Raw genomic sequence first — 25,578 nt, forward strand, 5'->3', positions numbered from 1 at the left:
TGGAACGGTATGGCCGATTCGGATGCTGTCGCGATCGTCGGTTTCGCCTGCCGTGTGGCGGGAGCCGACACCCCGGACGGGTTCTGGGAACTCCTGCGCACCGGCGGCGATTCCGTCCGCGAACTCCCCGAAGGCCGCCGGGATTTGACGCCGCCGGAACGCCCCGGCGGCACGGCCGCCGCCGACGGGCCGGACCGGCCCCGGCGCGGTGGCTACCTGGAGGAGGTCAGCGGCTTCGACCCGGAGTTCTTCGGCATCGGTCCGGGCGAGGCGGCGCTCATGGACCCGCAGCAGCGGCTCATGCTCGAACTGTGCTGGGAGGCCCTGGAACACGCGGGCATCCCGCCGCACGGGCTGAGCGGCGGCCCGGTCGGCGTGTTCGCCGGGGCGATCTGGGACGACTACGCCGTGCTGCTGCGCCGCGCGGGCATCGCGGCCGGTGCGCGCCAGGTGACCGGCCTGCACCGCAGCATGATCGCCAACCGGGTCTCCTACACGCTCGGCCTGCGCGGCCCCAGCATGACGGTCGACGCGGCCCAGGCGTCCTCGCTGGTCGCGGTGCACACGGCCTGTGAGAGCCTGCGGCGCGGCGAGTCCGAACTCGCCCTGGCCGGCGGCGTCAACCTCGACCTCGTCCCCGACGCCCCGGGCGAGGCGGGCAAGCTGGGCGGCCTCTCCCCGGACGGCCGGTGCTTCACCTTCGACGCCCGCGCCAACGGCTACGTGCGCGGCGAGGGCGGCGCCGTCGTCGTGCTCAAGCCGCTGGCCCGCGCGCTCGCCGACGGCGACACCGTGCACTGCGTGGTGGCGGGCAGCGCGATGAACCACGACGGCGGCGGCGCTGCGCTCACCTCGCCCGAGGCCGCGGCGCAGGAGCAGGTGATCCGCGCGGCCCACCGCCGGGCCGGGTTCCGTCCGGCCGAGGTGCAGTACGTCGAACTGCACGGCACCGGAACCCCCGTGGGCGACCCGGTGGAGGCGGCGGCGCTGGGCGCCGCGCTCGGCACCGGCCGCCCGGCCGGCGCGCCGCTGCGGGTCGGCTCGGTGAAGACCAACCTCGGGCACCTGGAGGGCGCGGCGGGCATCGTCGGGCTGGTCAAGACGGTCCTCGCCATCCGGCACCGCGAGCTGCCGCGCAGCCTCAACTACGCGACCCCGAACCCGCGCATCCCGCTGGGGGAGCTCGGCCTGCGCGTCCAGGACGCGACGGGTGCCTGGCCGCGGCCCGAGCGGCGGCTGGTCGCCGGGGTGAGCTCCTTCGGCATGGGCGGCACCAACTGCCACGTGGTGCTGGCGGAACGGCTCCCCGACGGGAGCGGGCAGGCCTCGGCGGAGCCCGCCGCCGATCACGCCGAGCCGGTCGCGGAGCCCCGGCTCCCGGTCCTCGCCCCGCTCTCCGGCACCACGCCCGAGGCGGTGCGCGCCCAGGCCGACCGCCTGCACGACCACCTGCTGCGGCACCCCGGGATCGAGCCGGCGCACCTCGGCTGGTCGGCCGCCACCACCCGGAGCCACCTCGCCGCCCGCGCCGTCGTCCTCGCCCCCGACCGCGCGGGGCTCCTGGCCGGCCTGGACGCGCTCCGCACCTCGGGCGCCGCCCCCGGCGTGGTGAGCGGTGAGGTCAGGTCCGGCCGCACCGCCTTCCTGTTCACCGGCCAGGGCAGCCAGCGCCCCGGCACGGGCCGCGAGCTCCACGACCGGTTCCCCGCGTTCGCCGCCGCCTTCGAGGAGGTCTGCCACCACCTCGATCCGCACCTGCCGCGCCCGCTGCGCGAGGTGCTGTTCGCGCCCGAGGGCAGCCCGGAGGCGGAGCTGATCCACCGCACCGAGTTCACCCAGCCCGCCCTCTTCGCCGTCGGGGTGGCGCTGCACCGGCTGCTGGCGCACTGGGGCGTCGTCCCCGACCTGCTGCTCGGCCACTCGATCGGTGAACTCACGGCCGCGCACCTGGCCGGCGTCCTCGACCTGCCCGACGCGTGCGCCCTGGTGGCCGCCCGGGGCCGGCTGATGCAGCACCTGCCCGCGGGCGGCGCGATGGCGGCGGTCCGCCTGGGCGAGGCGGAGGTCGCGGAGGCGCTCGCCGGCCTCGCGGACCGGGTCGCGATCGCGGCCGTGAACGGCCCGGCGGCCACCGTCGTCTCCGGCGACGAGGAGGCCGTGCTCGCCCTCGCGGAGCAGTGGCGGGCCCGGGGCCACAAGGTCCGGCGGCTGCGGGTCGGCCACGCCTTCCACTCGCCGCGGATGGAGCCGATGCTCGACGCCTTCGCGGAGGTCGCGCGGGGGCTGCGCTTCCGCCCGCCGACGACGCCCGTGGTGTCGAACCTGACCGGCCGCACGGCGTCCGCCGAGGAGCTGTGCTCGCCCGACTACTGGGTGCGGCAGGTGCGCGGCACGGTGCGCTTCGGGGACGGCGTCGACCGGCTGCGCGAGGCCGGTGCGACCGTCCTGGTCGAACTGGGGCCCGACGGCAGCCTGTCCGCGCTGGCCCGGGAGTGCCCGGTGCCCGAGGGCGGCGAGGCCTTCGCCACCGTCGCCACCCTGCGGGCCGGCCGGCCGGAGGCGGACGCCCTGGCCGAGACCGCCGCCCGGCTGCACACCCTGGGGGCCGCGCTCGACTGGACCGCGCTGTTCGGGGCACCGGCGCGGCGCCGGGTCGAGCTGCCCGGCTACGCGTTCCAGCGCTCCCGGCACTGGCTGCGCGCCGCCGCCCCCGAGGACGTCGCGTCCGAGGACCTCGTCGCCGGGGACCTCGCTGCCGAGGACCTTGCTGCCGAGGATCCCGCGCTCGGGGAGTCCGCGCCCGCGAGGCCCGGACCGGCTCGCGCGGCGCAGGAATCGCCGCTCGCCCGCCGGATCGCCGGGCTGCCGGAGGCCGACCGGGCGCGCGTGGTGCTGGACCTGGTCCGCTCGCACGCGGCCGCCGTGCTCGGCCACGCCACCAGGGACGCCGTCCGCGCGGACCTCGCCTACCGCGAGTCGGGACTCGACTCGCTCGCCACCGTCGAACTCCTCCAGCGGCTGTCCGCCGCGACCGGCCTCGACCTGCCCGCGAGCGCCGGCTACGACCACCCGACGCCCGCCGACCTCGCCCGCCACCTGCGCTCCCGGATCCTGGCCCTGCCCGTGCCGGAGCGGCGGGCCGAGCGGGCCGAGCGGGCCGAGCGGGCCGAGCGGGCCGAGCCGTCCCCGGCGGCCGACCGGGACGGCGACCCGATCGCCGTCGTCGCCATGGGGTGCCGCTTCCCCGGCGGCGCCCACACCCCCGAGTCGCTGTGGCGCTTGGCCGCCGAGGGCGTGGACGCCATCGGACCGTTCCCCCGGGACCGCGGCTGGGACCTCGGCCGGCTGCACCACCCCTCCCCGGAACGGCTCGGCAGCACCTATGTGCGCGAGGGCGGGTTCCTCGACGGCGCGGGCGAGTTCGACGCCGAGTTCTTCGGCATCAGCCCGCGCGAGGCCCTCGCGATGGACCCGCAGCAGCGGCTGCTGCTGGAGACGTCCTGGGAGACCCTGGAGCGCGCCGGACTCGACCCCGCCGGGCTGCGCGGCGACCGCGTCGGGGTGTTCGTCGGCGCCACCGCGCAGGACTACGGCCCGCGCATGCACCAGCCCGCCGACGGCCTGGACGGCTACCTGCTCACCGGCACCACCCCGAGCGTCGCCTCCGGCCGGATCGCCTACGAGCTCGGCCTCGAAGGCCCCGCCGTCACCGTGGACACCGCCTGCTCCTCCTCGCTCGTCGCCGTGCACCTGGCCGCCCAGGCCCTGCGCAACGGCGAGTGCACGCTGGCCCTCGCGGGCGGCGCCACCGTGATGGCCGAGCCCGGGATGTTCGTCGAGTTCGCCCGCCAGCGCGGCCTCGCCCCGGACGGCCGCTGCAAGCCGTTCTCCGCCGACGCCGACGGCACGGCGTGGGCCGAGGGCGTCGGCGTCGTCCTGCTGGAGCGGCTGTCGGACGCCCGGCGCCACGGCCACCCGGTGCTCGCCCTGGTCGTCGGCTCCGCCGTCAACCAGGACGGCGCCAGCAACGGCCTCAGCGCCCCCAACGGGACCGCCCAGCAGCGGGTGATCCGGCAGGCGCTGGGCTCGGCCGGGCTGGCGCCCGGAGACGTCGACGTGGTCGAGGCCCACGGCACCGGCACCGCCCTCGGCGACCCGGTCGAGGCGCACGCGCTGCTCGCCGTCTACGGCGCCGACCGCGCCCCCGAACACCCCCTGCTGCTCGGCTCGGTGAAGTCCAACATCGGCCACACCCAGGCCGCGGCCGGGGTCGCCGGGCTGATCAAGACCGTCCTCGCGCTGCGGCACGGGCTGGTGCCCGGCGTCCTGCACCTGCGCGAGCCCTCGCCGAAGGTGCGCTGGGCGGACGGCGCGGTCACCGTGCCGGCGGCCGCGACCCCGTGGCCCTCGCCCGCCGGTCCCGAACGCCCCCGGAGGGCCGGCGTCTCCTCGTTCGGCATCAGCGGCACCAACGCGCACCTCATCGTCGAGCAGGCGCCGGCCGACACCGGGCGGGCGCCGGAGGCCGAGGGCGGCGGGCACCCGGACCTGCCCGTGCCGCTCACCGTCTCCGGCCGCACCGAGGCCGCGCTGCGCGCCCAGGCCGCCCGGCTGGCCCGGCACCTGGACACCGACGGGGCGGACGGGGCGCACGGGCTCGCCGACCGGCACGCGCTCGCCCACGCCCTGCTGCGCGACCGGACCAGGTTCGACCACAGCGCCGTCGTCCTCGCCCGCACGCACGCCGACGCGCTGAGCGGGCTGACCGCGCTCGCCCAGGGCGAGCCGGCCGACCACCTCGTCCGGGCCCAGTCCACCGCCCGCGGCGCGACCGTCCTGGTGTTCCCCGGCCAGGGCTCGCAGTGGGCCGAGATGGCCGTCGAACTCCTCGACGCCGCACCCGCGTTCGCGGCCGAGCTGGACGCCTGCGCGGCGGCGCTGGCCCGCTGGACCGACTGGTCGCTGCACGACGTGCTGCGCGGCCGGCCGGGCGCGCCCGACCTCTCCCGGGTCGACGTCGTCCAGCCCGTGCTGTTCGCCGTCATGGTCGCGCTGGCCGGGCTGTGGCGGTCCGTCGGCGTCGAACCGAGCGCCGTCGTCGGCCACTCGCAGGGCGAGATCGCCGCCGCGTACGTCGCGGGCGCGCTCACCCTGGACGACGCCGCCAAGGTGGTCGCGCTGCGCAGCCGCGCCCTGCTCGGCCTGGCCGGCACCGGCGGCATGGTCTCGGTGCCGCTGCCCGCCGAGGAGACCGGGGAACTCCTCGCCCCCTGGGGCGGAAGCCTCGGCATCGCCGCCCGCAACGGCCCCGCCACCACCGTCGTCTCCGGGGGCGCCGAGGCCCTCGACGCCCTCCTCGCCCACTGCGAGCGGTCCGGCGTGCGCGCCCGCCGGATCCCGGTGGACTACGCCTCGCACTCGGCGCACGTCGAGTCGCTGCGCGAACCGCTGCTCGCCGCGCTCGCCGACCTCGCGCCCCGCACCGCGCGGATCGCCTTCTACTCGACCGTCACCGGCGGGCTGCTGACCGACACCACGACGCTCGACGCCGACTACTGGTACCGCAACCTGCGCCAGGAGGTCCGCTTCGAGCCCGCCGTGCGCGCCCTGAGCGATGACGGCCACCGGCTCTTCGTCGAGGCGAGCCCGCACCCCGTCCTCAAGATCGGCACCCAGGAGACCCTGGACGACTGCGGCGCCGACGGCACCGGCGGCCCCGGCGGCACGGCCATCGGCACCCTGCGGCGCGACCACGGCGGCCTCGGACAGTTCCTCGCCGCCGTCGCCGAGGCGATCGTCCACGGGGCGGAGCCCGCCCCCGACGCGCTGCTCCCCGGGGTCCACCGCGGCCGGCACGTCGACCTGCCCACCTACGCCTTCCAGCGGCGCCGCTACTGGCTGGCCGCCGGGTCCGAGCGGACCCGCCCCGCCGACCTCGGCCTGGACGCCGTCGACCACCCGCTGCTCGGCGCCGTCACCACGACCCCGGACGGCACCACCTTGGTCACCGGCCGGCTCTCCGCGGACGCCCAGCCCTGGCTGCCCGACCACGCGGTCACCGGCACCGTCGTGCTGCCCGGCACGGCCTTCCTCGACCTCGCGCTCCGGGCGGGCGCGCTCGCCGGCTGCCCGGGCGTCGAGGAGCTCACCCTGGAGTCCCCGCTCGTGCTGCCCGACACCGGGTGGACGCAACTGCGGGTGGCCGTCGCCCCCGCGGACCCGGCGGGCCGGCGCGCCGTCACCGTGGACTCCCGGCCGTCCGCCCCCGAGGGCGAACCGGACGACGAGCCCGTGGAGCGGCCCTGGACCCGGCACGCCTCCGGCGCGCTGACGGCCACCGAGGAGCCCATCACCCTTGCGGAACACGGGAGTTGGCCGCCGGTGGGCGGCGAGCCGATGGACCTCGCCGACGCCTACCACCGCCTCGACCGCCTCGGCTACGGCTACGGCCCGTGGTTCCAGGGCCTCGCCGCCGCCTGGCGCGCGGGAGACCACCTGTACGCCGACGTCCGCCTGCCCGCCGAACCCGGCCGGGGCGACGCCGCGCACAGCGTCCATCCCGCCCTGCTCGATGCCGCGCTCCACCCGCTGCTGCTGGCCGACGCCGACGCCGGGACCGCCCTCGGCGCGGCCCCGCGCATCCCGTTCTCCTTCACCGACGTGCGCCTGCACGCCACCGGAGCCACCGCCCTGCGCGTCCGGCTCTCACCCGCGCCGGACGGCACCACCGCGCTCGCCGTCGAGGACCCCACCGGAGCGCCGGTCCTCACGGTCGGCGGCCTCAGCCTGCGCGAACTGCCCGCCGACCGGCTCGCACCGGCCGGGCCCGCCCGCGACGCGCTGTTCGAACTGCGGTGGACGGAACTCCCCGTCCCCGCCACGGAGGCGGACCCGGACTGCGTCGTCCTCGGCGCCGACGACCTCGGCCTCGACCCGCGCGCCGCGTTCCCGGGCCTCGCCGAACTCGACGCCCGCACCGCCGCCGGGCACCCCGCGCCCGCCGTGGTGGTCGCCGCCGTCCCCACCGCGCCCGCCGACAGCCCGGCCGAGGCCGCGCACGCCGCCGCCCGCTGGGCCCTCGACACCGTCCGGGCCTGGCTGGCCGGCGACCGCCCGGACGGCGCCAGGCTGGTCGTCGTCACCCGGGGCGCGGTCGCCGTCCGACCGGGCGACGCCGTGCCGGGCCTCGGCCAGTCCCCGGTGTGGGGCCTGCTGCGCACCGCGCAGTCCGAGCACCCGGGCCGCGTCACCCTGATCGACCTCGACGACCCCGCGCGCTCCGGCCGCGCCCTGCGGACCGCCCTCACCGCTGACGAGCCCCAGCTGGCCCTGCGCGACGGGATCCCGCACCGCCCCCGGCTCGCCCCCGCCGCGGTCCCGAGCGGCGGGCGCCCGCTGGACCCGGACCGCACGGCGCTGATCACCGGCGGCACCGGCACCCTCGGCGCGCTGATCGCCCGACGGCTGGTCACCGAGCACGGCCTGCGCCACCTGCTGCTGGTCAGCCGGTCCGGGCAGCGGACGGACGGCGGCGAGCGGCTGCGGGCCGAACTCGCCGCGCTCGGCGCGCGGGTGACCATCGCCGCGTGCGACGTCGCCCGCCGCGAGGAGCTCGCGGACCTGCTCGCGGGCATCCCGGCCGCGCACCCGCTGGGCGTCGTCGTCCACGCCGCCGGCGTCCTCGACGACGGCACGGTGGAGACCCTCGCCCCCGAACGCCTCGCCGCCGTCCTGCGCCCCAAGGCGGACGCCGCCTGGCACCTGCACGAGCTGACCCGGGACCAGGAACTCGACGCGTTCGTCCTGTTCTCCTCCGTCACCTCCGTCACCGGCAACGCCGGCCAGGGCGCCTACACGGCCGCGAACGCCTTCCTCGACGCCCTCGCCGAGCACCGCCGCGCGGCCGGACTGCCCGGCAACGCGCTCGCCTGGGGCCTGTGGGCCGAGGGCAGCGGGATGACCCGCCACCTCGCCGCCGCCGACCTCGCCCGACTCGCCCGCGGCGGCATCGGCCTGCTGTCCACCGAGGACGGGCTCGCGCTGTTCGACGCCGCGCTGCGCCGCGACCTGCCGTACGCCGTCACCGCCCGCCTGGACCGCGCGGCGCTGCGCGACCTCGCGGCGGCCGGCACCGTGCCGACCGTCCTCCGCGGACTGGTCCGCGCCCCGCTGCAGCGCGCGGCCGGGGCGGCGGCGAGCGCCGGGGAGGCGGGCGGCGCCGGGGACGCGTCCTCCTGGGTGCGCCGGATGGCCGGGCTGCCCGAGGACCGCCGCGCCCGCGCGGCACTCGACCTCGTCCGCGGCCAGACCGCCACCGTGCTCGGCCTCGGCGAAGCGGACACCGTCGACGTCCAACGCGCCTTCCGCGAACTGGGCTTCGACTCGCTCACCGCGCTGGAACTGCGCAACCGGCTCAACACGCTCACCGGCCTGCGGCTGCCCGCCACCGTGGTGTTCGACCACCCCAGCGCCACCGCCCTCGCGGCACGGCTGACCAGGGAGGCGGTGGGCGCCCCGGCGGCGGCCGTCCCGGTACCCGTGGCCGTCCCGGTGGACGACGACCCGATCGTGATCGTCGGCATGGGCTGCCGCTACCCCGGCGGTGTCACCGGGCCCGAGGACCTCTGGCGCCTCGTCGCCCGGGAGACCGACGCGGTCGGCGGCTTCCCGACCGACCGCGGCTGGGACGCCGACGCCCTGTACGACCCGGACCCGTCCCGCCCCGGCACGGTGTACACCCGGCACGGCGCGTTCCTGTACGACTCCGGCGACTTCGACGCCGAGTTCTTCGGGATATCACCGCGTGAGGCACGTGCGACGGACCCGCAGCAGCGCCTGCTGCTGGAGACCTCCTGGGAGGCGCTGGAGCACGCGGGCATCGACCCCGTCGGCCTGCGCGGCTCGCGGACCGGCGTCTTCACCGGCGTCATGCACCACGACTACGCCTCCCGCCTGCACCGGGCCCCGGACGGCTACGAGGGCCTGCTGCTCGCGGGCAGCGTCGGGAGCGTCGTCTCGGGCCGGGTGGCGTACTCGCTGGGGTTGGAGGGGCCGGCGGTCAGCATCGACACGGCGTGCTCGTCCTCGCTGGTCGCGCTGCACCTGGCGGCGAACGCGCTGCGCACGGGGGAGTGCGACCTGGCGCTCGCGGGCGGGGTCACCGTCATGTCGACGCCGCACGTGTTCGTGGAGTTCGCCCGCCAGCGCGGGCTGGCGGCCGACGGCCGGTGCAAGCCCTTCGCGGCGGGCGCGGACGGCACCGGCTGGGGCGAGGGCGTCGGCCTGCTCGTGGTCGAGCGGCTGTCGGACGCGCGCCGCAACGGGCACCGGGTGCTGGCGGTGGTACGCGGTAGCGCCGTGAACCAGGACGGGGCGTCCAACGGTCTGACGGCGCCGAACGGTCCGTCGCAGGAGCGGGTGATCCGGCAGGCACTCGCCGGCGCGGGCCTGACGACGGCGGACGTCGACGTGGTGGAGGCGCACGGGACGGGGACGACGCTGGGTGACCCGATCGAGGCGCAGGCGCTGCTGGCCACCTACGGTCAGGGCCGTCCTGAGGACCGGCCGCTGCGGCTGGGGTCGGTGAAGTCGAACATCGGGCACACGCAGGCGGCGGCGGGTGTGGCGGGTGTGATCAAGATGGTGATGGCGCTGCGGCACGGGGTGCTGCCGAGGACGCTGCACGTGGACGCGCCGTCGCCGCATGTGGACTGGTCGGCGGGCGCGGTCGAGCTGCTGGCGGAGTCGGTGGAGTGGCCGGAGACGGGGCGGCCGCGTCGGGCGGGGGTGTCCTCGTTCGGGATCAGCGGCACCAACGCCCACGTGATCATCGAGCAGCCGGCTTCCGTCGACCGCGAGGACGTTCCGGCGGAGCCGGTGACGGCCGCGGGGACGGGCGAGGTGGTGCCGTGGGCACTGTCGGCGCGATCGGCCGAGGCACTGCGTGCGCAGGCGGAGCGGCTGCTCGGTTGGGTGGCCGACCGTCCGGAGGCCGATCCGGTGGCGGTGGCGCGGACGCTCGCCTCGGGTCGGGCGGCGCTGGAGCACCGGGCGGTGGTGGCCGGTCGGTCGGTGGCGGAGCTGGTGGACCGGCTGGGCGGGGTGGCCGACGGTGAGTCGGTTGCGGCGTCGGAGTCGGGCGCGGTGTTCGTGTTCCCGGGGCAGGGGTCGCAGTGGGCCGGGATGGCCGTCGAACTCCTCGACTCCTCACCGGTGTTCGCGGCCGCTGTGGAGGAGTGTGCGGGGGTGATGGACCCGCTGACGGACTGGTCGCTGCTGGAGGTGCTGAGGGACGGTTCGGGGGCGTTGCTGGAGCGCGTCGACGTCGTGCAGCCGGTGTTGTTCGCGGTGATGGTGGGTTTGGCGCGCTGGTGGGAGTCGTGCGGGGTGCGGCCGGCTGCGGTGATCGGGCATTCGCAGGGTGAGATCGCCGCCGCGCACGTGGCCGGGCTGCTCACTCTGGAGGACGCGGTCCGGGTGGTGGTGCTGCGCAGTCGGGCGCTGCGCGGGGTGACGGGCGGCGGGATGCTGTCCGTCGGCCTTCCGGCCGAGCGTGCCGCCGAACTGGTCGCCGAGGACGGGCGGTTGTCGCTGGCGGCGGTGAACGGGCCGTCGAGTGTGGTGCTGTCCGGGGAGATCGAGGCGCTGTCGGCCGTGGTGGAGCGGTGCGAGCGCGACGGTGTGCGGGCGCGTTGGATCCCGGTGGACTACGCCTCGCATTCGGCGTACATGGATGCGGTGCGCGACGAGGTCGTCGAACTGTCGTCGGGTGTGCGGCCGTTGGCGGGTCGGGTGGCGATGTTCTCGACGGTGACCGGCGAAGTGGTCGAGGAGCCGGACCAGTTGGCGGGGTCGTACTGGTTCGACAACCTGCGCGGCACCGTCCGCCTGGACGCGGCGGTGCGCGCGGCCCTCGCGGAGGGACACACCACGTTCGTCGAGTGCAGCCCGCACCCCGGGCTGGTCGTCCCGATCGCGGACCAACTGGAAGAGGCTCCCGGCGCCGTGGCCCTGGAGACCCTGCGCCGCCATGAGGGCGGTCCCGCACGGCTGGTGACGGCGCTGTCCGCCGCCTTCGTCGCGGGCCTGCCCGTCGACTGGACCACCCAGCTCCCTACCGGCCCCCGGGCCGATCTGCCGACCTACGCCTTCCAGCACCGCCGCTACTGGCTCGACGCCCCACCCGTCGCGGGCGCCGCGCACGACCTCGGTCTCGTGGCGGCCGGCCACCCGCTGCTGGGCGCCGCCGTGCGCGCGCCGGAGGACGGCGGCATCTCGTTCACCGGACGGTTGTCCGTGCCCGCCCACCCCTGGCTCGCCGACCACGCCGTGCACGGCACGGCCCTCGTTCCGGGCACCGCCTTCCTCGACCTCGCGGCCTGGGCCGGCGCCGAGGCCGACTGCCCGGTGGTCGACGAACTCACCCTGCACGAGCCGCTCGTGCTGCCCGACCAGGCCGGAGTGCGGCTGCACGTGGCACTCGCCGCGCCCGACGCGACCGGTGTCCGGACCCTTGCCGTCCACTCCCGGCCCGAGGGCGCCCCCGAGGACGAGCCGTGGACCCGGCACGCCACCGGAACTCTCTCCTCGACCCCGCCGCAGGCCGCCGCCGACGACCTCCTGCCGTGGCCGCCCCCGCACGCCGAGGCCGTCGACACCACCACGCTCTACGAGCGCCTGGCCGAGTCCGGCTACGACTACGGCCCCGCCTTCCAGGGCCTGCGGGCCGCCTGGCGGCACGGCGACGACGTGTTCGCCGAGATCGAGCTCCCGACCGGCTCGGACGAGCCCGCCCGGGAGGAGCACGGCTACCACCTGCACCCCGCGCTCCTGGACGCCGCCCTGCACCTCACCGCGCTGGACGCGGTGGAGGCCTCGGGCAGCACCCTGCTGCCCTTCACCTGGGCGGGAGCGACCAGGGAGCCGACCGCCGAGCCCGTCACCGCGCTGCGGGTGCGGCTGCGGCGCACCGGCGGCGAGTCGGTGTCGCTGCTGGCCACCGACCGCGGCGGATCGCCGGTGCTGCGCGCCGAGTCGCTCGTCCTGCGGCCGCTGGCCCCCGGGGGGCTCGCCGGTCGGGCCGCCGCCGACCCGGCCTGGCTGCACCGGGTGGACTGGACGGAGACGGCGCTGCCGGAGGCGGAGTCGGACCCGCAGCAGCGCTGGGCGCTGCTCGGCGCGCCGTCACCCGACCGGCCGGCCCACCCGGACCACGGCCTTCCCGCCCACCCCGACCCGGCCGCGGCCGCCGAGGCCGGGACCGACGTCGCCGTCCTGCCCTGCCCGCCCGCGGACGGCACCGGGCCCGCCGCCGTCCCGGCCGCCGTCCACACCGTCCTCGGTGTCCTCCGCGGCTGGCTCGCCGAGGAGCGCCTCACCGCCGCCCGCCTGGTGGTCGTCACCCGGGGCGCCATCGCGTCCGACCCGTCCGAGGACGTCCCCGAACCGGCGCACGCGGCGATCTGGGGCCTCCTCCGCACCGCCCAGACCGAGCATCCGGACCGCTTCGTCCTCGTCGACCTCGACCACGACCCGCACCGGGCCGACCCCCCGCTCCCCGTGGACCTGCTGCGCGCCGTCCTGGCGTCCGGTGAGGACCAGGCGATCGTCCGGGACGGCACCGTGCTGACCCCGCGGCTGGTCCGCGCAGGCGCCGGCACGGCACTGGTGCTGCCGGACGGGCCCGCGCCCTGGCGCGTCGAATCCGGCCCGCGGCACACCATCGACGCCCTCGCCGTCGCCGAGCACCCGGCCGCGGCCGAACCGCTCGCCGCCGGGCAGGTCAGGGTCGCGGTGCGCGCGGCCGGCGTGAACTTCCGCGACGCGCTGATCGCGCTCGGCATGTACCCCGGCCGGGCGGTCCTCGGCGCCGAGGCGGCGGGCGTCGTGACCGGGGTCGGACCGGGCGTCACCGCGCTCGCGCCGGGCGACCGGGTGATGGGCCTGTTCGACGGCGCCTTCGGCCCGCTGGCCGTCACCGACCACCGCCTGCTGGCCCGGATACCCGCCGGCTGGTCGTACGCCCGGGCGGCCTCCGTGCCGGTGGTCTTCCTGACCGCCCTGTACGGGCTGCGCGACCTCGGCGGACTGCGGCCCGGCGAGACCGTCCTCGTCCACGCGGCGGCCGGCGGAGTCGGCATGGCCGCCGTCCAGCTCGCCCGGCACTGGGGCGCCACGGTCCTCGCCACGGCGAGCGCCGCGAAGTGGCCGGTCGTACGGGAGCTCGGCGTCCCCGAGGCCCGGATCGCCTCCTCCCGCGACACCGGCTTCGAACGGCGCTTCGCCGAGGCCACCGACGGCCGGGGCGTCGACGTCGTCCTGAACTCGCTCGCCGGGGAGTTCGTGGACGCCTCGCTGCGCCTGCTCGCGGACGGCGGCCGGTTCGTCGAGATGGGCAAGACGGACGTGCGCGGCCAGGAGGCCGTCGCGGCCGACCGCCCCGACGTCCGCTACCGGGCGTTCGACCTGATCGACGCCGGGCCGGACCGGATCGCCGAACTGTTCGCCGAACTCGTGGAACTCTTCGAGGCGGGCGCCCTGGACCCGCTGCCCGTCCGCACCTTCGACCTGCGCCACGCCCGTGAGGCGGTGCGCTTCGTCAGCCGCGCCCGGCACATCGGCAAGGTCGTGCTGACCCTGCCCCGGCCGCTCGCCGACGACGGGACCGTGCTGATCACCGGCGGTACCGGCACCCTCGGCCGCCACCTCGCCCAGCACCTGGTCACCCGGCACGGCGTCCGGCACCTCCTGCTGCTCGGCCGAAGCGGCGCGGACGCCCCCGGCGCGGCCGCCCTGGCCGCCGAACTCGCCGAGCTGGGCGCCGACGTGCGCATCGAGGCCTGCGACGCGGCTGACCGCGAGGCCCTCGCCCGGGTGCTCGCCGCGATCCCCGCCGAGCACCCGCTCACCGCCGTCGTCCACGCGGCCGGGGTGCTCGACGACGGGCTGGTCGACGCGCTGACGCCGGAGCAGGTCGACCGCGTCCTGCGCGCCAAGGCCGGGACCGCCGCCAACCTGCACGACCTCACGCGGGACACCGAGCTGTCCGCCTTCGTGCTGTACTCCTCGGCCGCCGGCGTCCTCGGCACCCCCGGCCAGGCCGCCTACGCCGCGGCCAACGCCTACCTCGACGCCCTCGCGCACCACCGCCGCGCCCGCGGCCTGCCGGCCACCTCCCTGGCCTGGGGCCTGTGGGCCGAGCGCACCGGACTGACCGGCCACCTCGGCGCGGCGGACCTGAAGCGGCTCGCCCGCGGCGGGCTGCTGCCCTTCTCGACGCCGCAGGGGCTCGCCCTGTTCGACGCCGCGTGGCAGCGGCCCGAGGCGGCACTCGTCCCGGCGCGGCTGGACCTCGCCGCGCTGCGCGCCACCACCGGCCCCCTGCCGCCGCTGCTGCGGGCGCTCGCCGGGCCGGCGTCCCCGCGCCGCACGGCCGCCGCCGACGGCGCCCTGCCGTGGGCCCGGCGGTTGGCCGGAGCCTCGGCCGAGGAGCGCGTCGACCTCGCGCTGCGCCTGGTGCGGACCGAGGCGGCCGTGGTGCTCGGCCACGACTCGGCGGAGAGCGTGCGCCCCGAGACGGCCTTCCGGGAGCTGGGCTTCGACTCGCTGACCGGTGTCGAGCTGCGCAACCGGCTCAACGGCGCCACCGGTCTGCGGCTGCCGTCCACCCTGGTCTTCGACCACCCGACGCCGCTGCGGCTCGCGGGCTTCCTCGCCGCGGCCGCCCGGGGCGGGACGGCGTCCGCCGGGGCGCCGGCCGCCGCGAGCACGGCGGTCCGCGCCGACGAACCGGTGGCGATCGTCGCGATGGGCTGCCGCTTCCCGGGCGGTGTCGCTTCGCCCGAGGACCTCTGGGAGCTGGTCGCCGCCGGGGGCGACGCGATCGGCGACTTCCCGGGCGACCGCGGGTGGGACGTGGCCGGGATCTTCGACCCCGACCCGGAGGCGTCCGGGAAGAGCTACGTGCGGCGGGGCGGATTCCTGTCCGGGGTGGCCGACTTCGACGCGGAGTTCTTCGGGATCTCGCCGCGCGAGGCGCTGGCGATGGACCCGCAGCAGCGCCTGCTGCTGGAGACGGCGTGGGAGACCTTCGAGCGGGCCGGGATCGACCCGCGGTCGCTGCGCGGCAGCCGGACCGGCGTCTTCGCCGGGATGGCCGGGCACGACTACGCGACCGGCGGGATGCCGTCCAGCGTCGAAGGGCACGTGCTCACCGGCAACGCCACGAGCGTCGCCTCGGGCCGCGTCGCCTACACGTTCGGGCTGGAGGGCCCGGCGCTGACGGTGGACACCGCGTGCTCGTCGTCGCTGGTCGCGCTGCACCTGGCGGCGAACGCGCTGCGCTCGGGGGAGTGCGACCTCGCCCTGGCCGGCGGGGTGACGGCGATGTCCACCCCGGACTTCTTCGTCGAGTTCTCCCGCCAGCGCGGCCTGGCCCCGGACGGGCGGAGCAAGGCCTTCGCCGCGACGGCCGACGGCATGGGCGCGGCGGAGGGCGTGGGCCTGCTGCTGGTGGAGCGGCTGTCGGACGCGGTGCGCAACGGGCACCGGGTGCTGGCGGTGGTGCGGGGCAGTGCGGTGAACCAGGACGGTGCGTCCAATGGTCTGACGGCTCCGAACGGTCCTTCGCAGGAGCGGGTGATCCGGGCGGCGCTGGCGAGTGGGGGGCTGGCTCCGGCGGACGTCGACGTGGTGGAGGCGCACGGGACGGGCACGGCGCTGGGGGACCCGATCGAGGCGCAGGCGCTTCAGGCGGCGTACGGGCGTGAGCGGGCCGGTGAGCCGCTGCGGCTGGGGTCGGTGAAGTCGAACATCGGTCACACGCAGGCGGCGGCGGGTGTGGCGGGTGTGATCAAGATGGTGATGGCGCTGCGGCACGGTGTGCTGCCGAGGACGCTGCATGTGGATGCGCCGTCGCCGCATGTGGACTGGTCGGCGGGCGCGGTCGAGCTGTTGACGGAGTCGGTGGAGTGGCCGGAGACGGGGCGGCCGCGTCGGGCGGGGGTGTCCTCGTTCGGGATCAGCGGCACCAACGCCCACGTGATCCTGGAGGAGGCGCCAGAGGCGGAGGTGCCGGCACCGGCGGAGCCGGTCGGCGGGGTGGTGCCCTGGGCGCTGTCGGCGGGGTCCGAGGCCGCGCTGCGTGCGCAGGTGGAGCGGCTGCGCGGTTGGGTGGCCGACCGTTCGGAGGTTGATCCGGTGGCAGTGGCGCGGACGCTCGCCTCGGGTCGGGCGGCGCTGGAGCACCGGGCGGTGGTCGCCGGTCGGACGGTGGCGGAGCTGGTGGACGGGCTGGGCGGGGTGGCCGGTGGTGAGCCGGTTGCGGCCTCGGGTTCGTCGGGTGCGGTGTTCGTGTTCCCGGGTCAGGGGTCGCAGTGGGCGGGGATGGCGGCCGAACTGCTGCTCTCCAGCCCGGTGTTCGCCGCCGCTGTGGAGGAGTGCGCGGGGGTGATGGACCCGCTGACGGACTGGTCGCTGCTGGAGGTTTTGCGGGACGGTTCGGGCGCGCTGCTGGAGCGGGTGGACGTGGTCCAGCCGGTGTTGTTCGCGGTGATGGTGGGTCTTGCGCGTTGGTGGGAGTCGTGCGGGGTGCGGCCGTCCGCGGTGATCGGGCATTCGCAGGGTGAGATCGCCGCCGCGCACGTGGCCGGGCTGCTCACTCTGGAGGACGCGGTCCGGGTGGTGGTGCTGCGCAGCCGGGTGCTGCGCGGGGTGACGGGTGGCGGGATGCTGTCCGTCGGCGTCGGTGCGGAGCGTGCCGCTGAACTCGTCGCCGAGGACGGCCGGTTGTCGCTGGCGGCGGTGAACGGGCCGTCGAGCGTGGTGCTGTCCGGGGAGATCGAGGCGCTGTCGGCCGTGGTGGAGCGGTGCGAGCGTGACGGCGTGCGGGCGCGTTGGATCCCGGTGGATTACGCCTCGCATTCGGCGTACATGGATGCGGTGCGTGACGAGGTCGTCGAACTGTCGTCGGGTGTGCGGCCGTTGGCGGGCCGGGTGGCGATGTTCTCGACGGTGACCGGCGAAGCTGTTGACTCTCCCGACCGGCTGGCGGGGTCGTACTGGTTCGACAACCTGCGCGGCACCGTCCGCCTGGACGCGGCGGTGCGCGCGGCCCTCGCGGAGGGACACACCACGTTCGTCGAGTGCAGCCCGCACCCCGGGCTGGTCGTCCCGATCGCGGACCAACTGGAAGAGGTCCCCGGCGCCGTGGTGCTGGAGACCCTGCGCCGAGGCGAAGGCGGTCCCGCCCGTTTGGTGACGGCGCTGTCCGCCGCCTTCGTCGCGGGCCTGCCCGTCGACTGGACCACCCAGCTCCCCACCGGCCCCCAGGCCGATCTCCCGACCTACCCGTTCCAGCGCGAGCGCTACTGGGTGACGGCCGCCGACGCGGGCTCCTCCGGTGCCGGCCGCGGCCAACTCGCCGTCGACCACCCGGTCCTGGGCGCCGCCGTCGAGCTGGCGGACGGCTCCGGGACGGTCCTGACCGGTCGGCTCTCCACCGTCACCCACCCGTGGCTCGCCGACCACGCCGTGCTCGGCACCGTCATCGTCCCCGGCACGTTGTTCGTGGAGCTCGCCCTGCGGGCCGGAGACCGGGTCGGCCACGGCGAGATCGAGGAACTCACCCTGCCTGCACCGCTGGTGCTGCCCGAGGCGGGAGGCGTTCAGCTCCAGGTCTCCGTCGGCGCGCCGGACGAGTCCGGCGCCCGTGCGATCGGCATCCACTCCCGACCCGAGCACGCGCCCGCCGACCGGCCCTGGACCCGGCACGCCACCGGCACGCTGGTCGTCCCGGACGAGGGGGCCGGGATCGGCGCGCCGGACCTCACCGCCTGGCCGCCGCCGGGTGCCGCACCCGTCGCGACCGACGGCGCGTACGAGCGGCTCGGCGCTGCCGGCTTCGACTACGGCCCGGTGTTCCAGGGCCTGCGGGCCGCCTGGCGGCGCGGCGACGAGCTCTTCGCCGAGGTCGAACTCCCCACGGAGGCCGACGCGCAGACCGACCGTTTCGAGCTGCACCCCGCCCTGCTGGACGCCGCCCTCCACGCGCTGGCGGCAGCCCGCCAACCGGACGGGCCGGAGGAGCCCGCCGACCCGACGGCCGGGGCGCGGGTGGCCTTCGCCTGGCGCGGCGTCCGGTCGGCCGCCGGGCCGAGGCCGAGTGCGGGAACCTCCCGCCTGCGGGTCCGGCTGTCGCCCACCGGGGCCGACGCGGTGTCGCTGCACCTGGCGGACGACACGGGGGCGGGTGTCGCGTCGGTGGCGGCGCTCACCGTCCGTCCGGTCACGGCGGAGCAGCTGCGCCCGGCCGGTCCGTCGCACCGCGACGCGCTGTTCCGGGTGGAGTGGCGGGCGGTCGAGCCCGGCCCGGCGGAGGTGCCGTCGTGGGCCCTGCTCGGCCCGGTCGGCCCGGTCGGCCCGGATACGCCCGGCGTGGCCGCGCGCTTGGCCGAGGAGCACCGTCCGGCCGCCCTCTTCGAGGACCTGGCCGCGGCCGCGGCGGCCGACGGGTCGCTGCCCGCCACGGTCGTGCTGCACCTCCCGGTGGCGCCCGAGGCCGGGGAGGACGTCCCGGCCCGGACCCGCAGGCTGCTGGGCTCGGTGCTCGGCCTGCTCCAGGCCTGGCTGGCGCACGACCGCTTCGACGGTGCCCGCCTGGTCGTCGCGACGACCGGTGCGCTCGCCGCCCGTGCGGACGAGCCGGTCGCCGATGTCGCGGCCGCCGCCGTCTGGGGCCTGGTGCGCTCGGCACAGTCGGAGCACCCCGGCCGCTTCGCCCTGCTCGACCTCGACGGCGACGACGCCTCGCTCGCCCGGTGGCCGCTGGCGCTCGCCGTGCCGGAACCGCAACTGGCCCTCCGCGAGGGGACCTTGCTGGTGCCCCGGCTGGTCCGCGCGACCCCGCCGCCGACCGCCGACCGGGCGCTCGACCCGGAGGGCACCGTCCTGGTCACCGGCGCCACCGGCGGCCTGGGCGCGCTCGTGGCACGGCACCTGGTGACCGGCCACGGCGTGCGCCGACTCCTGCTGCTGTCCCGCCGCGGCACCGCCGCGCCGGACGCCGCCGCGCTCCTCGCCGACCTCGCCGAGCTGGGCGCCGAGGCCACGCTGCTGGCCTGCGACCTCGCCGACCGCGACGCCCTGGCGGAAGCGCTGGCGCGGGTGTCCGACGAGCACCCGCTGACCGGCGTGGTCCACACCGCGGGCATCGTCGACGACGGACTGGTCGAGACCCTGACGGCCGGCCACCTGGACCGGTCGCTCCGCCCGAAGGCCGACGGGGCGTACCACCTGCACGAACTCACCCAGGACGCCAAGCTCGCCGCCTTCGTGCTCTTCTCCTCCGGAGCGACCACCTTCGGCGGCCCGGGCCAGGGCAACTACGCCGCCGCCAACGCCTTCCTGGACGGACTGGCGCAGCACCGCCGGGCCCTCGGCCTGCCGGCGATCTCGCTCGCCTGGGGCCTGTGGGCCGGCACGCGGGGCATGGGCGGGCGGCTGAGCGAGGCCGACCTCGCCCGGTGGGCGCGGACCGGCGCGGTCGCGATGCCGGCCGAGGAGGCGCTGAGCCTGTTCGACCTCGCGCTCGCCGAACCCGGCGCGACCCTGGTGCCCGCGCACCTGGACCTCCGGGCGATCCGCGCCCGTGCGGCGGTCGCACCCGCACTGTTCGGCGAGCTGCTGGGCGTGGCGACCCGCCGTGGCGACCGGCAGTCCGGCGCGGCCCCGCTGGCCGCCCGGATCGCCGCCCTGGCGGCGGGCGAGCGCGAGCGGGCGCTGCTGGAGATCGTCCGGACCGAGGCCGCGGGCGCGCTGGGCCACCGGTCGGCCGACGGCGTGCACGCGACCCGGGCCTTCAAGGAGCTCGGTTTCGACTCGCTGACCGGTGTCGAGCTGCGCAACCGGCTCAACCACGCCACCGGTCTGCGGCTGCCGTCCACCCTGGTCTTCGACCACCCGACCCCGGCCCGGCTCGCCGGCCATCTCCTGGAACGGCTGGTCGGCGCCGAGGGCCCGGACGAGTCGGCGGTGGCGCCCGTGCCCACGCCGGCCGCCGGAGCGGGCACCGACGGCGATCCGGTCGTGATCGTCGGGATGGGCTGCCGCTTCCCCGGCGGGGTGGGCTCGCCCCAGGAGCTCTGGGAGCTGGTCGCCTCCGGCCGCGACGCGATCGGCGACTTCCCGGGCGACCGCGGGTGGGACGTGGCCGCGCTCTTCGACCCCGACCCGGAGGCGTCCGGGAAGAGCTACGTGCGGCGGGGCGGATTCCTGTCCGGCGTGGCCGACTTCGACGCCGAGTTCTTCGGGATCTCGCCGCGCGAGGCGCTGGCGATGGACCCGCAGCAGCGCCTGCTGCTGGAGGCCTCCTGGGAGGCGATCGAGCGGGCCGGCATCGACCCCGGTTCGCTGCGCGGCAGCCGGACCGGGATCTTCGCCGGCGTCATCGACAACGACTACGGCTCGCGTCTCGACCGCGTCCCGGAAGAGGTCGAGGGCTACGTCGGCTACGGCAGCGCGAGCAGCATCGCCTCCGGGCGGGTGGCGTACTCGCTGGGGCTGGAGGGGCCGGCGGTCAGCATCGACACGGCGTGCTCGTCCTCGCTGGTCGCGCTGCACCTGGCGGCGAACGCGCTGCGCACGGGGGAGTGCGACCTGGCGCTCGCGGGCGGGGTCACCGTCATGTCGACGCCCGAGTTCTTCGTCGAGTTCTCGCGGCAGCGCGGACTGTCCGCGGACGGCCGCTGCAAGGCGTTCTCGGAGGCCGCCGACGGCATGGGCGCCGGCGAGGGGGTCGGCCTGGTCCTGCTGGAGCGCCTCTCGGACGCGCGCCGCAACGGGCACCGGGTGCTGGCGGTGGTGCGCGGCAGTGCGGTGAACCAGGACGGCGCCTCCAACGGGCTGTCCGCCCCCAACGGGCCGTCCCAGCAGCGGGTGATCCGGGCGGCGCTGGCCAACGCGGGCCTGACGACGGCGGACGTCGACGTGGTGGAGGCACACGGGACGGGCACGACGCTGGGCGACCCGATCGAGGCGCAGGCGCTGCTGGCGACGTACGGGCAGGGCCGGTCGGCCGACCGGCCGCTGCGACTCGGTTCGGTGAAGTCCAACATCGGCCACGCGCAGGCGGCGGCGGGTGTGGCGGGTGTGATCAAGATGGTGATGGCGCTGCGGCACGGCCTGCTGCCGAGGACGCTGCACGTGGACGCGCCCTCGTCGCACGTGGAGTGGTCGGCGGGCGCGGTCGAGCTGCTGACGGAGGCCGTGGAGTGGCCGGAGACCGGTCGGCGGCGTCGGGCCGGGGTGTCCTCGTTCGGGATCAGCGGCACCAACGCGCACGTGATCCTGGAGGCGCCGGAGGCGGAGGCCCCGAGCGAGGCTGAGCCGGTCGGTGGGGTGGTGCCGTGGGTGGTGTCGGCGCGGTCGGGTGCGGCGCTGCGGGAGCAGGTGGAGCGGCTGCGGGAGTGGGCGGTGGCGCATCCCGGGGTCGACCCGGTGGATGTCGGCCGGTCGCTGGTGGCGGGCCGTGCGGTGTTCGAGCACCGGGCGGTGGTGGCCGGGCGGGATCTGGCCCAACTCGTGGACGGGCTCGGAACGTGGGGGGCGGATTCCCTGCCGGCGGCGGGGCGCGCGGAAGAGCCGGGTGCGGTGTTCGTGTTCCCGGGGCAGGGATCGCAGTGGGCGGGGATGGCGGCCGAACTGCTGCTCTCCAGCCCGGTGTTCGCCGCCGCTGTGGAGGAGTGCGCGGGGGTGATGGACCCGCTGACGGACTGGTCGCTGCTGGAGGTGCTGCGGGACGGTTCGGGCGCGCTGCTGGACCGGGTCGACGTCGTGCAGCCGGTGCTGTTCGCGGTGATGGTGGGCCTGGCCCGTTGGTGGGAGTCGTGCGGGGTGCGGCCGGCGGCCGTGATCGGGCATTCGCAGGGTGAGATCGCCGCCGCGTACGTGGCGGGGCTGCTGTCCCTGGAGGACGCGGTTCGGGTGGTGGTGCTGCGCAGCCGGGCGCTGCGCGGGGTGACGGGTGGCGGGATGCTGTCTGTCGGCGTCGGTGCGGAGCGTGCCGCTGAACTGGTCGCCGAGGACGGCCGGTTGTCGCTGGCGGCGGTGAACGGGCCGTCGAGTGTCGTGCTGTCCGGGGAGATCGAGGCGCTGACCGCCGTGGTGGAGCGGTGTGAGCGCGACGGCGTGCGGGCTCGCTGGATTCCCGTCGACTACGCCTCGCATTCGGCGTACATGGACGCGGTGCGCGACGAGGTTGTCGAACTGTCGTCGGGTGTGCGGCCGTTGGCGGGCCGGGTGGCGATGTTCTCGACGGTGACCGGCGAAGCTGTTGACGCTCCCGACCGGTTGGCGGGGTCGTACTGGTTCGACAATCTGCGCGGCACCGTCCGCCTGGACGCGGCGGTGCGGTCCGCGGTCGCCGCCGGGCACACCACGTTCGTGGAGTGCAGTCCGCACCCCGGGCTGGTCGTCCCGGTCGCGGACCAGCTGGAAGAGGTCCCCGGTGCCGTGGTCCTGGAGACCCTGCGCCGCCATGAGGGCGGTCCCGAGCGCCTGGTGACGGCGCTGTCCGCCGCCTTCGTCGCGGGCCTGCCTGTCGACTGGACCACCCTGCTCCCCGCCGGCCGGCACGTTGACCTGCCGACCTACGCCTTCCAGCACCGCCGCTACTGGCTCGACCAGGGTGTCCGGGCGGGCGACCCGGCGGGGCTCGGACTGGCCTCGGCCGAGCACCCGTTGCTGGGCGCGGCGGTCAGCTCGGCGCACGACGGCACCGTGTTGTTCACCGGTCGTCTCTCCGCCGCGGCTCACCCGTGGCTCGCCGACCACGTGGTCCTGGGCACGGCGATCGTGCCGGGGACGCTCTTCGTCGAGCTGGCGGCCTGGGCGGGCGGCGAGGTGGGCAGTCCCACCGTCGAGGAGCTGACCCTGCACACCCCGCTCGTCCTGCCGGACTCCGAGGCCCTGCGGATCCAGGTCGTCGTGGGTGCGCCGGACGAGTCCGGCGCGCGGGCGATCGGCATCCACTCCCGGCCCGAGCACGCGCCCGCCGACGAGCCCTGGACCCGGCACGCGGAGGGCACGCTGGTCGAGGGCGCGGACGTCGACGACGCCGGCGCCGAGTGGGCGAGCTGGCCTCCGATCGGCGCCGCGCCGTTGGAGGTGAACGACTTCTACGAGCGCCTGGTGGCCTCCGGGGTCGACTACGGTCCCGCCTTCCGGGGCCTGCGGGCCGCCTGGCGGCGCGGTGACGACCTGTTCGCCGAGGTCGCGCTCCCCGGTGAGCACGAGCGCGAGGCGGCCGGCTTCGCCGTGCACCCGGCCCTGCTCGACGCGGGGGTCCAGACGCTCCGCGTGGGTGCGGGCGAGGACGAGGACGTCCGGGTCGCCTTCTCCTGGCACGGTGTCCGCTTCTCCGGCACGGGTCCGGTCGGCCTGCGGGTCTGGCTGGCCCCGGCAGGGGAGGGCGCCGTGTCGATGCGGGTCGCGGACGCGGCGGGCCGTCCGGTCGCGGTGGTCGAGGCGCTGACCGTGCGCCCGGTCTCGGCCGAGCAGTTGCGCGCGGCCGGCGGTGCGCACCGGGACGCGCTCCTGCGGCTGACCTGGGCGGAGTGGGGCGAGGACGCGTCGAGCTGTGATTCACCCGGACGTCTCGCCGTCCTCGGCGCGGCGGAGGCCCTCGACGGCTTCGGCCCGGTGGACCGGTACGCGGACGTGGCGGCCCTCGCCGCCGCCGTCGCGGGCGGCTCGCCGGCGCCCGACACCGTCGTGCTCGCCGTGACCGACCCGGACCCGGTCGCGGCGGACCCGGGCGCCGACCGGACCGGTGCGGAAGCCCTCCGCCAGCTGTCCCGCGCGGCGGCTCGGGCCGCCGCCGGCTCGGCGGCCCAGGTCGCGGCCTGGGCGGCCGAACCGGGGCTGGCGGACAGCAGGCTCCTGCTGGTGACCCGGCAGGCCGTCCTCACCGGGGACGGGGACCGGGTGCCCGACCCGGACCGGGCGGCCGCCTGGGGCGCCGGGTGCGCGCTTCAGGCCGCGTACCCGGACCGGACCCTGCTGGCCGACCTGGACGGCGACCCGGCCTCCGTCGCCGCACTGCCCCGGGCGGTGTCCGCCGGTGCACCGAGGCTCGCCCTGCGCGGCGGACGGCTGCTCGCCCCGGCGCTGGCCAGGGCGGCGGCCGACCGTGCGGCAGCGGAGCCGTGGGACGCGGGAGGCGGCACCGTGCTGATCAGCGGCGCGGACGGCCCGCTGGCCGCCGCGCTGGCCGGACACCTGGTCGCGGCCCACGGGGTCCGCCGCCTGGTCCTGTTGCCGGGCAGTGACACCGGCGGTGACACCGGCAGCGCCACGGGCAGCGGCACCGTGCGCCGACTGGCGGACCGGCTGGCCGAGGCGGGAGCCGAGGCCGAGGTCGTCGCCTGGGCCCCCGGCGACCACGACGGGCTGCGCACCGCGCTGGACGCCGCCATCGCCGGGCACCCGGTGGCCGGCGCGCTGCTCGCGGCGGCCGGTGCGTCCCGCGACGGTGCGGAGCCGGACGTCGAAGCGGCCCTGGCCCTCTCCGGACTCCTGGCCGCGCATCGGGGCGCGTCGCTCGTGGCGCTCTCCCCGGCGAGCGGCCTGATCGGTGCTGCGCCCGAACCGCCCGCCGTCGCTGCGGCCGCCGCCTTCGCGGAGGCGTTGGCGGCCGCCCGGCACGCGGACGACCTGCCCGCCGCCGCGCTCGCCTGGGGACCCACCGGAGTCGGTGGATCCGAGGACGAACTCCAGCAAGGACTGCTGGAGCTGACGGAGGCCGAGGCGCTCGTGCTGTTCGACGAGGCCCTGCGTGCGGCCGGGCCCGGACTGGTGCTCGCCCGGCCCGACCGCGCGGCTCTGCGGACCCGCCCGGAGGCCGTAAGCGCTCCGCTGCGGCACCTGCTCCGCGCCCCGGAGGTCCGCCGCGCGGCCGGCGGGGCCGAGACGCCCGGGGCCCCGGGCGCCGACGCGCTGCAACGGCGGCTGGCGGCGCTGCCCGAGGAGGAGCGTGAACGCGAACTGGTCACGCTCGTCAGGACCCTGGCGGCCGCCGTGCTCGGACACCCGGGCGCCGATGAGGTCGGGCCCGAGCGGGCGTTCAAGGAGGTCGGCTTCGACTCGCTGATGGCGGTCGAACTGCGGAAGCGCCTGATGCGCGTCACCGGGCTGCACCTGCGCTCGACCCTGGTGTTCGACTTCCCGCACCCGGTGAGCCTGGCCCGCCACGTGCTGGCTCGCCTCGCCGAGGACTCCTCGGAGGCCACCCCGGTGCTCGCCGACCTGGACCGGCTGCACGAGGCGCTGCCGGCGGTCCTGGCCGAGGACGGCGCCCGCGACCGGATCGCCGAACGTCTGCGCGAGCTGCTGGCGCTGTGCGGGGCGCCGGACGACGGGGCCGACGGGAGCGACGCGGACGATCTCGGCTCCGCCACCGACGACGAGCTGTTCTCGCTCGTCGACCAGGGGTTCGAGTGATGCCGCGGATCCCGGGCCCACCGCCGTACCAGCACCAGAACCAGCGTCAGCACCACCAGACCAGCGACAACGAACGTTCGATCG

At 77.0% G+C, this 25,578-nt stretch carries 1 protein-coding gene; it reads left to right on the plus strand.

The genetic code is table 11. From position 1 onward, the window contains the following. The first annotated feature begins 9 nt into the window (after window positions 1-9). Window positions 10-25,494 carry an SDR family NAD(P)-dependent oxidoreductase gene (locus tag ACFC0B_RS04575; RefSeq protein WP_376082032.1) on the plus strand — a complete coding sequence of 8,495 codons (25,485 nt, stop codon included), beginning with the start codon at window positions 10-12 and terminating at the stop codon, window positions 25,492-25,494. Window positions 25,495-25,578 lie beyond the last annotated feature (84 nt).

The organism is Kitasatospora sp. NPDC056184 (assembly GCF_042268405.1).
GTDB lineage: Bacteria > Actinomycetota > Actinomycetes > Streptomycetales > Streptomycetaceae > Kitasatospora.

Coding starts and splice junctions, on each gene's coding strand:
- ACFC0B_RS04575 (WP_376082032.1), top strand. CDS start 10: ATGGCCGATTCGGATGCTGTCGCGATCGTCGGTTTCGCCTGCCGTGTG.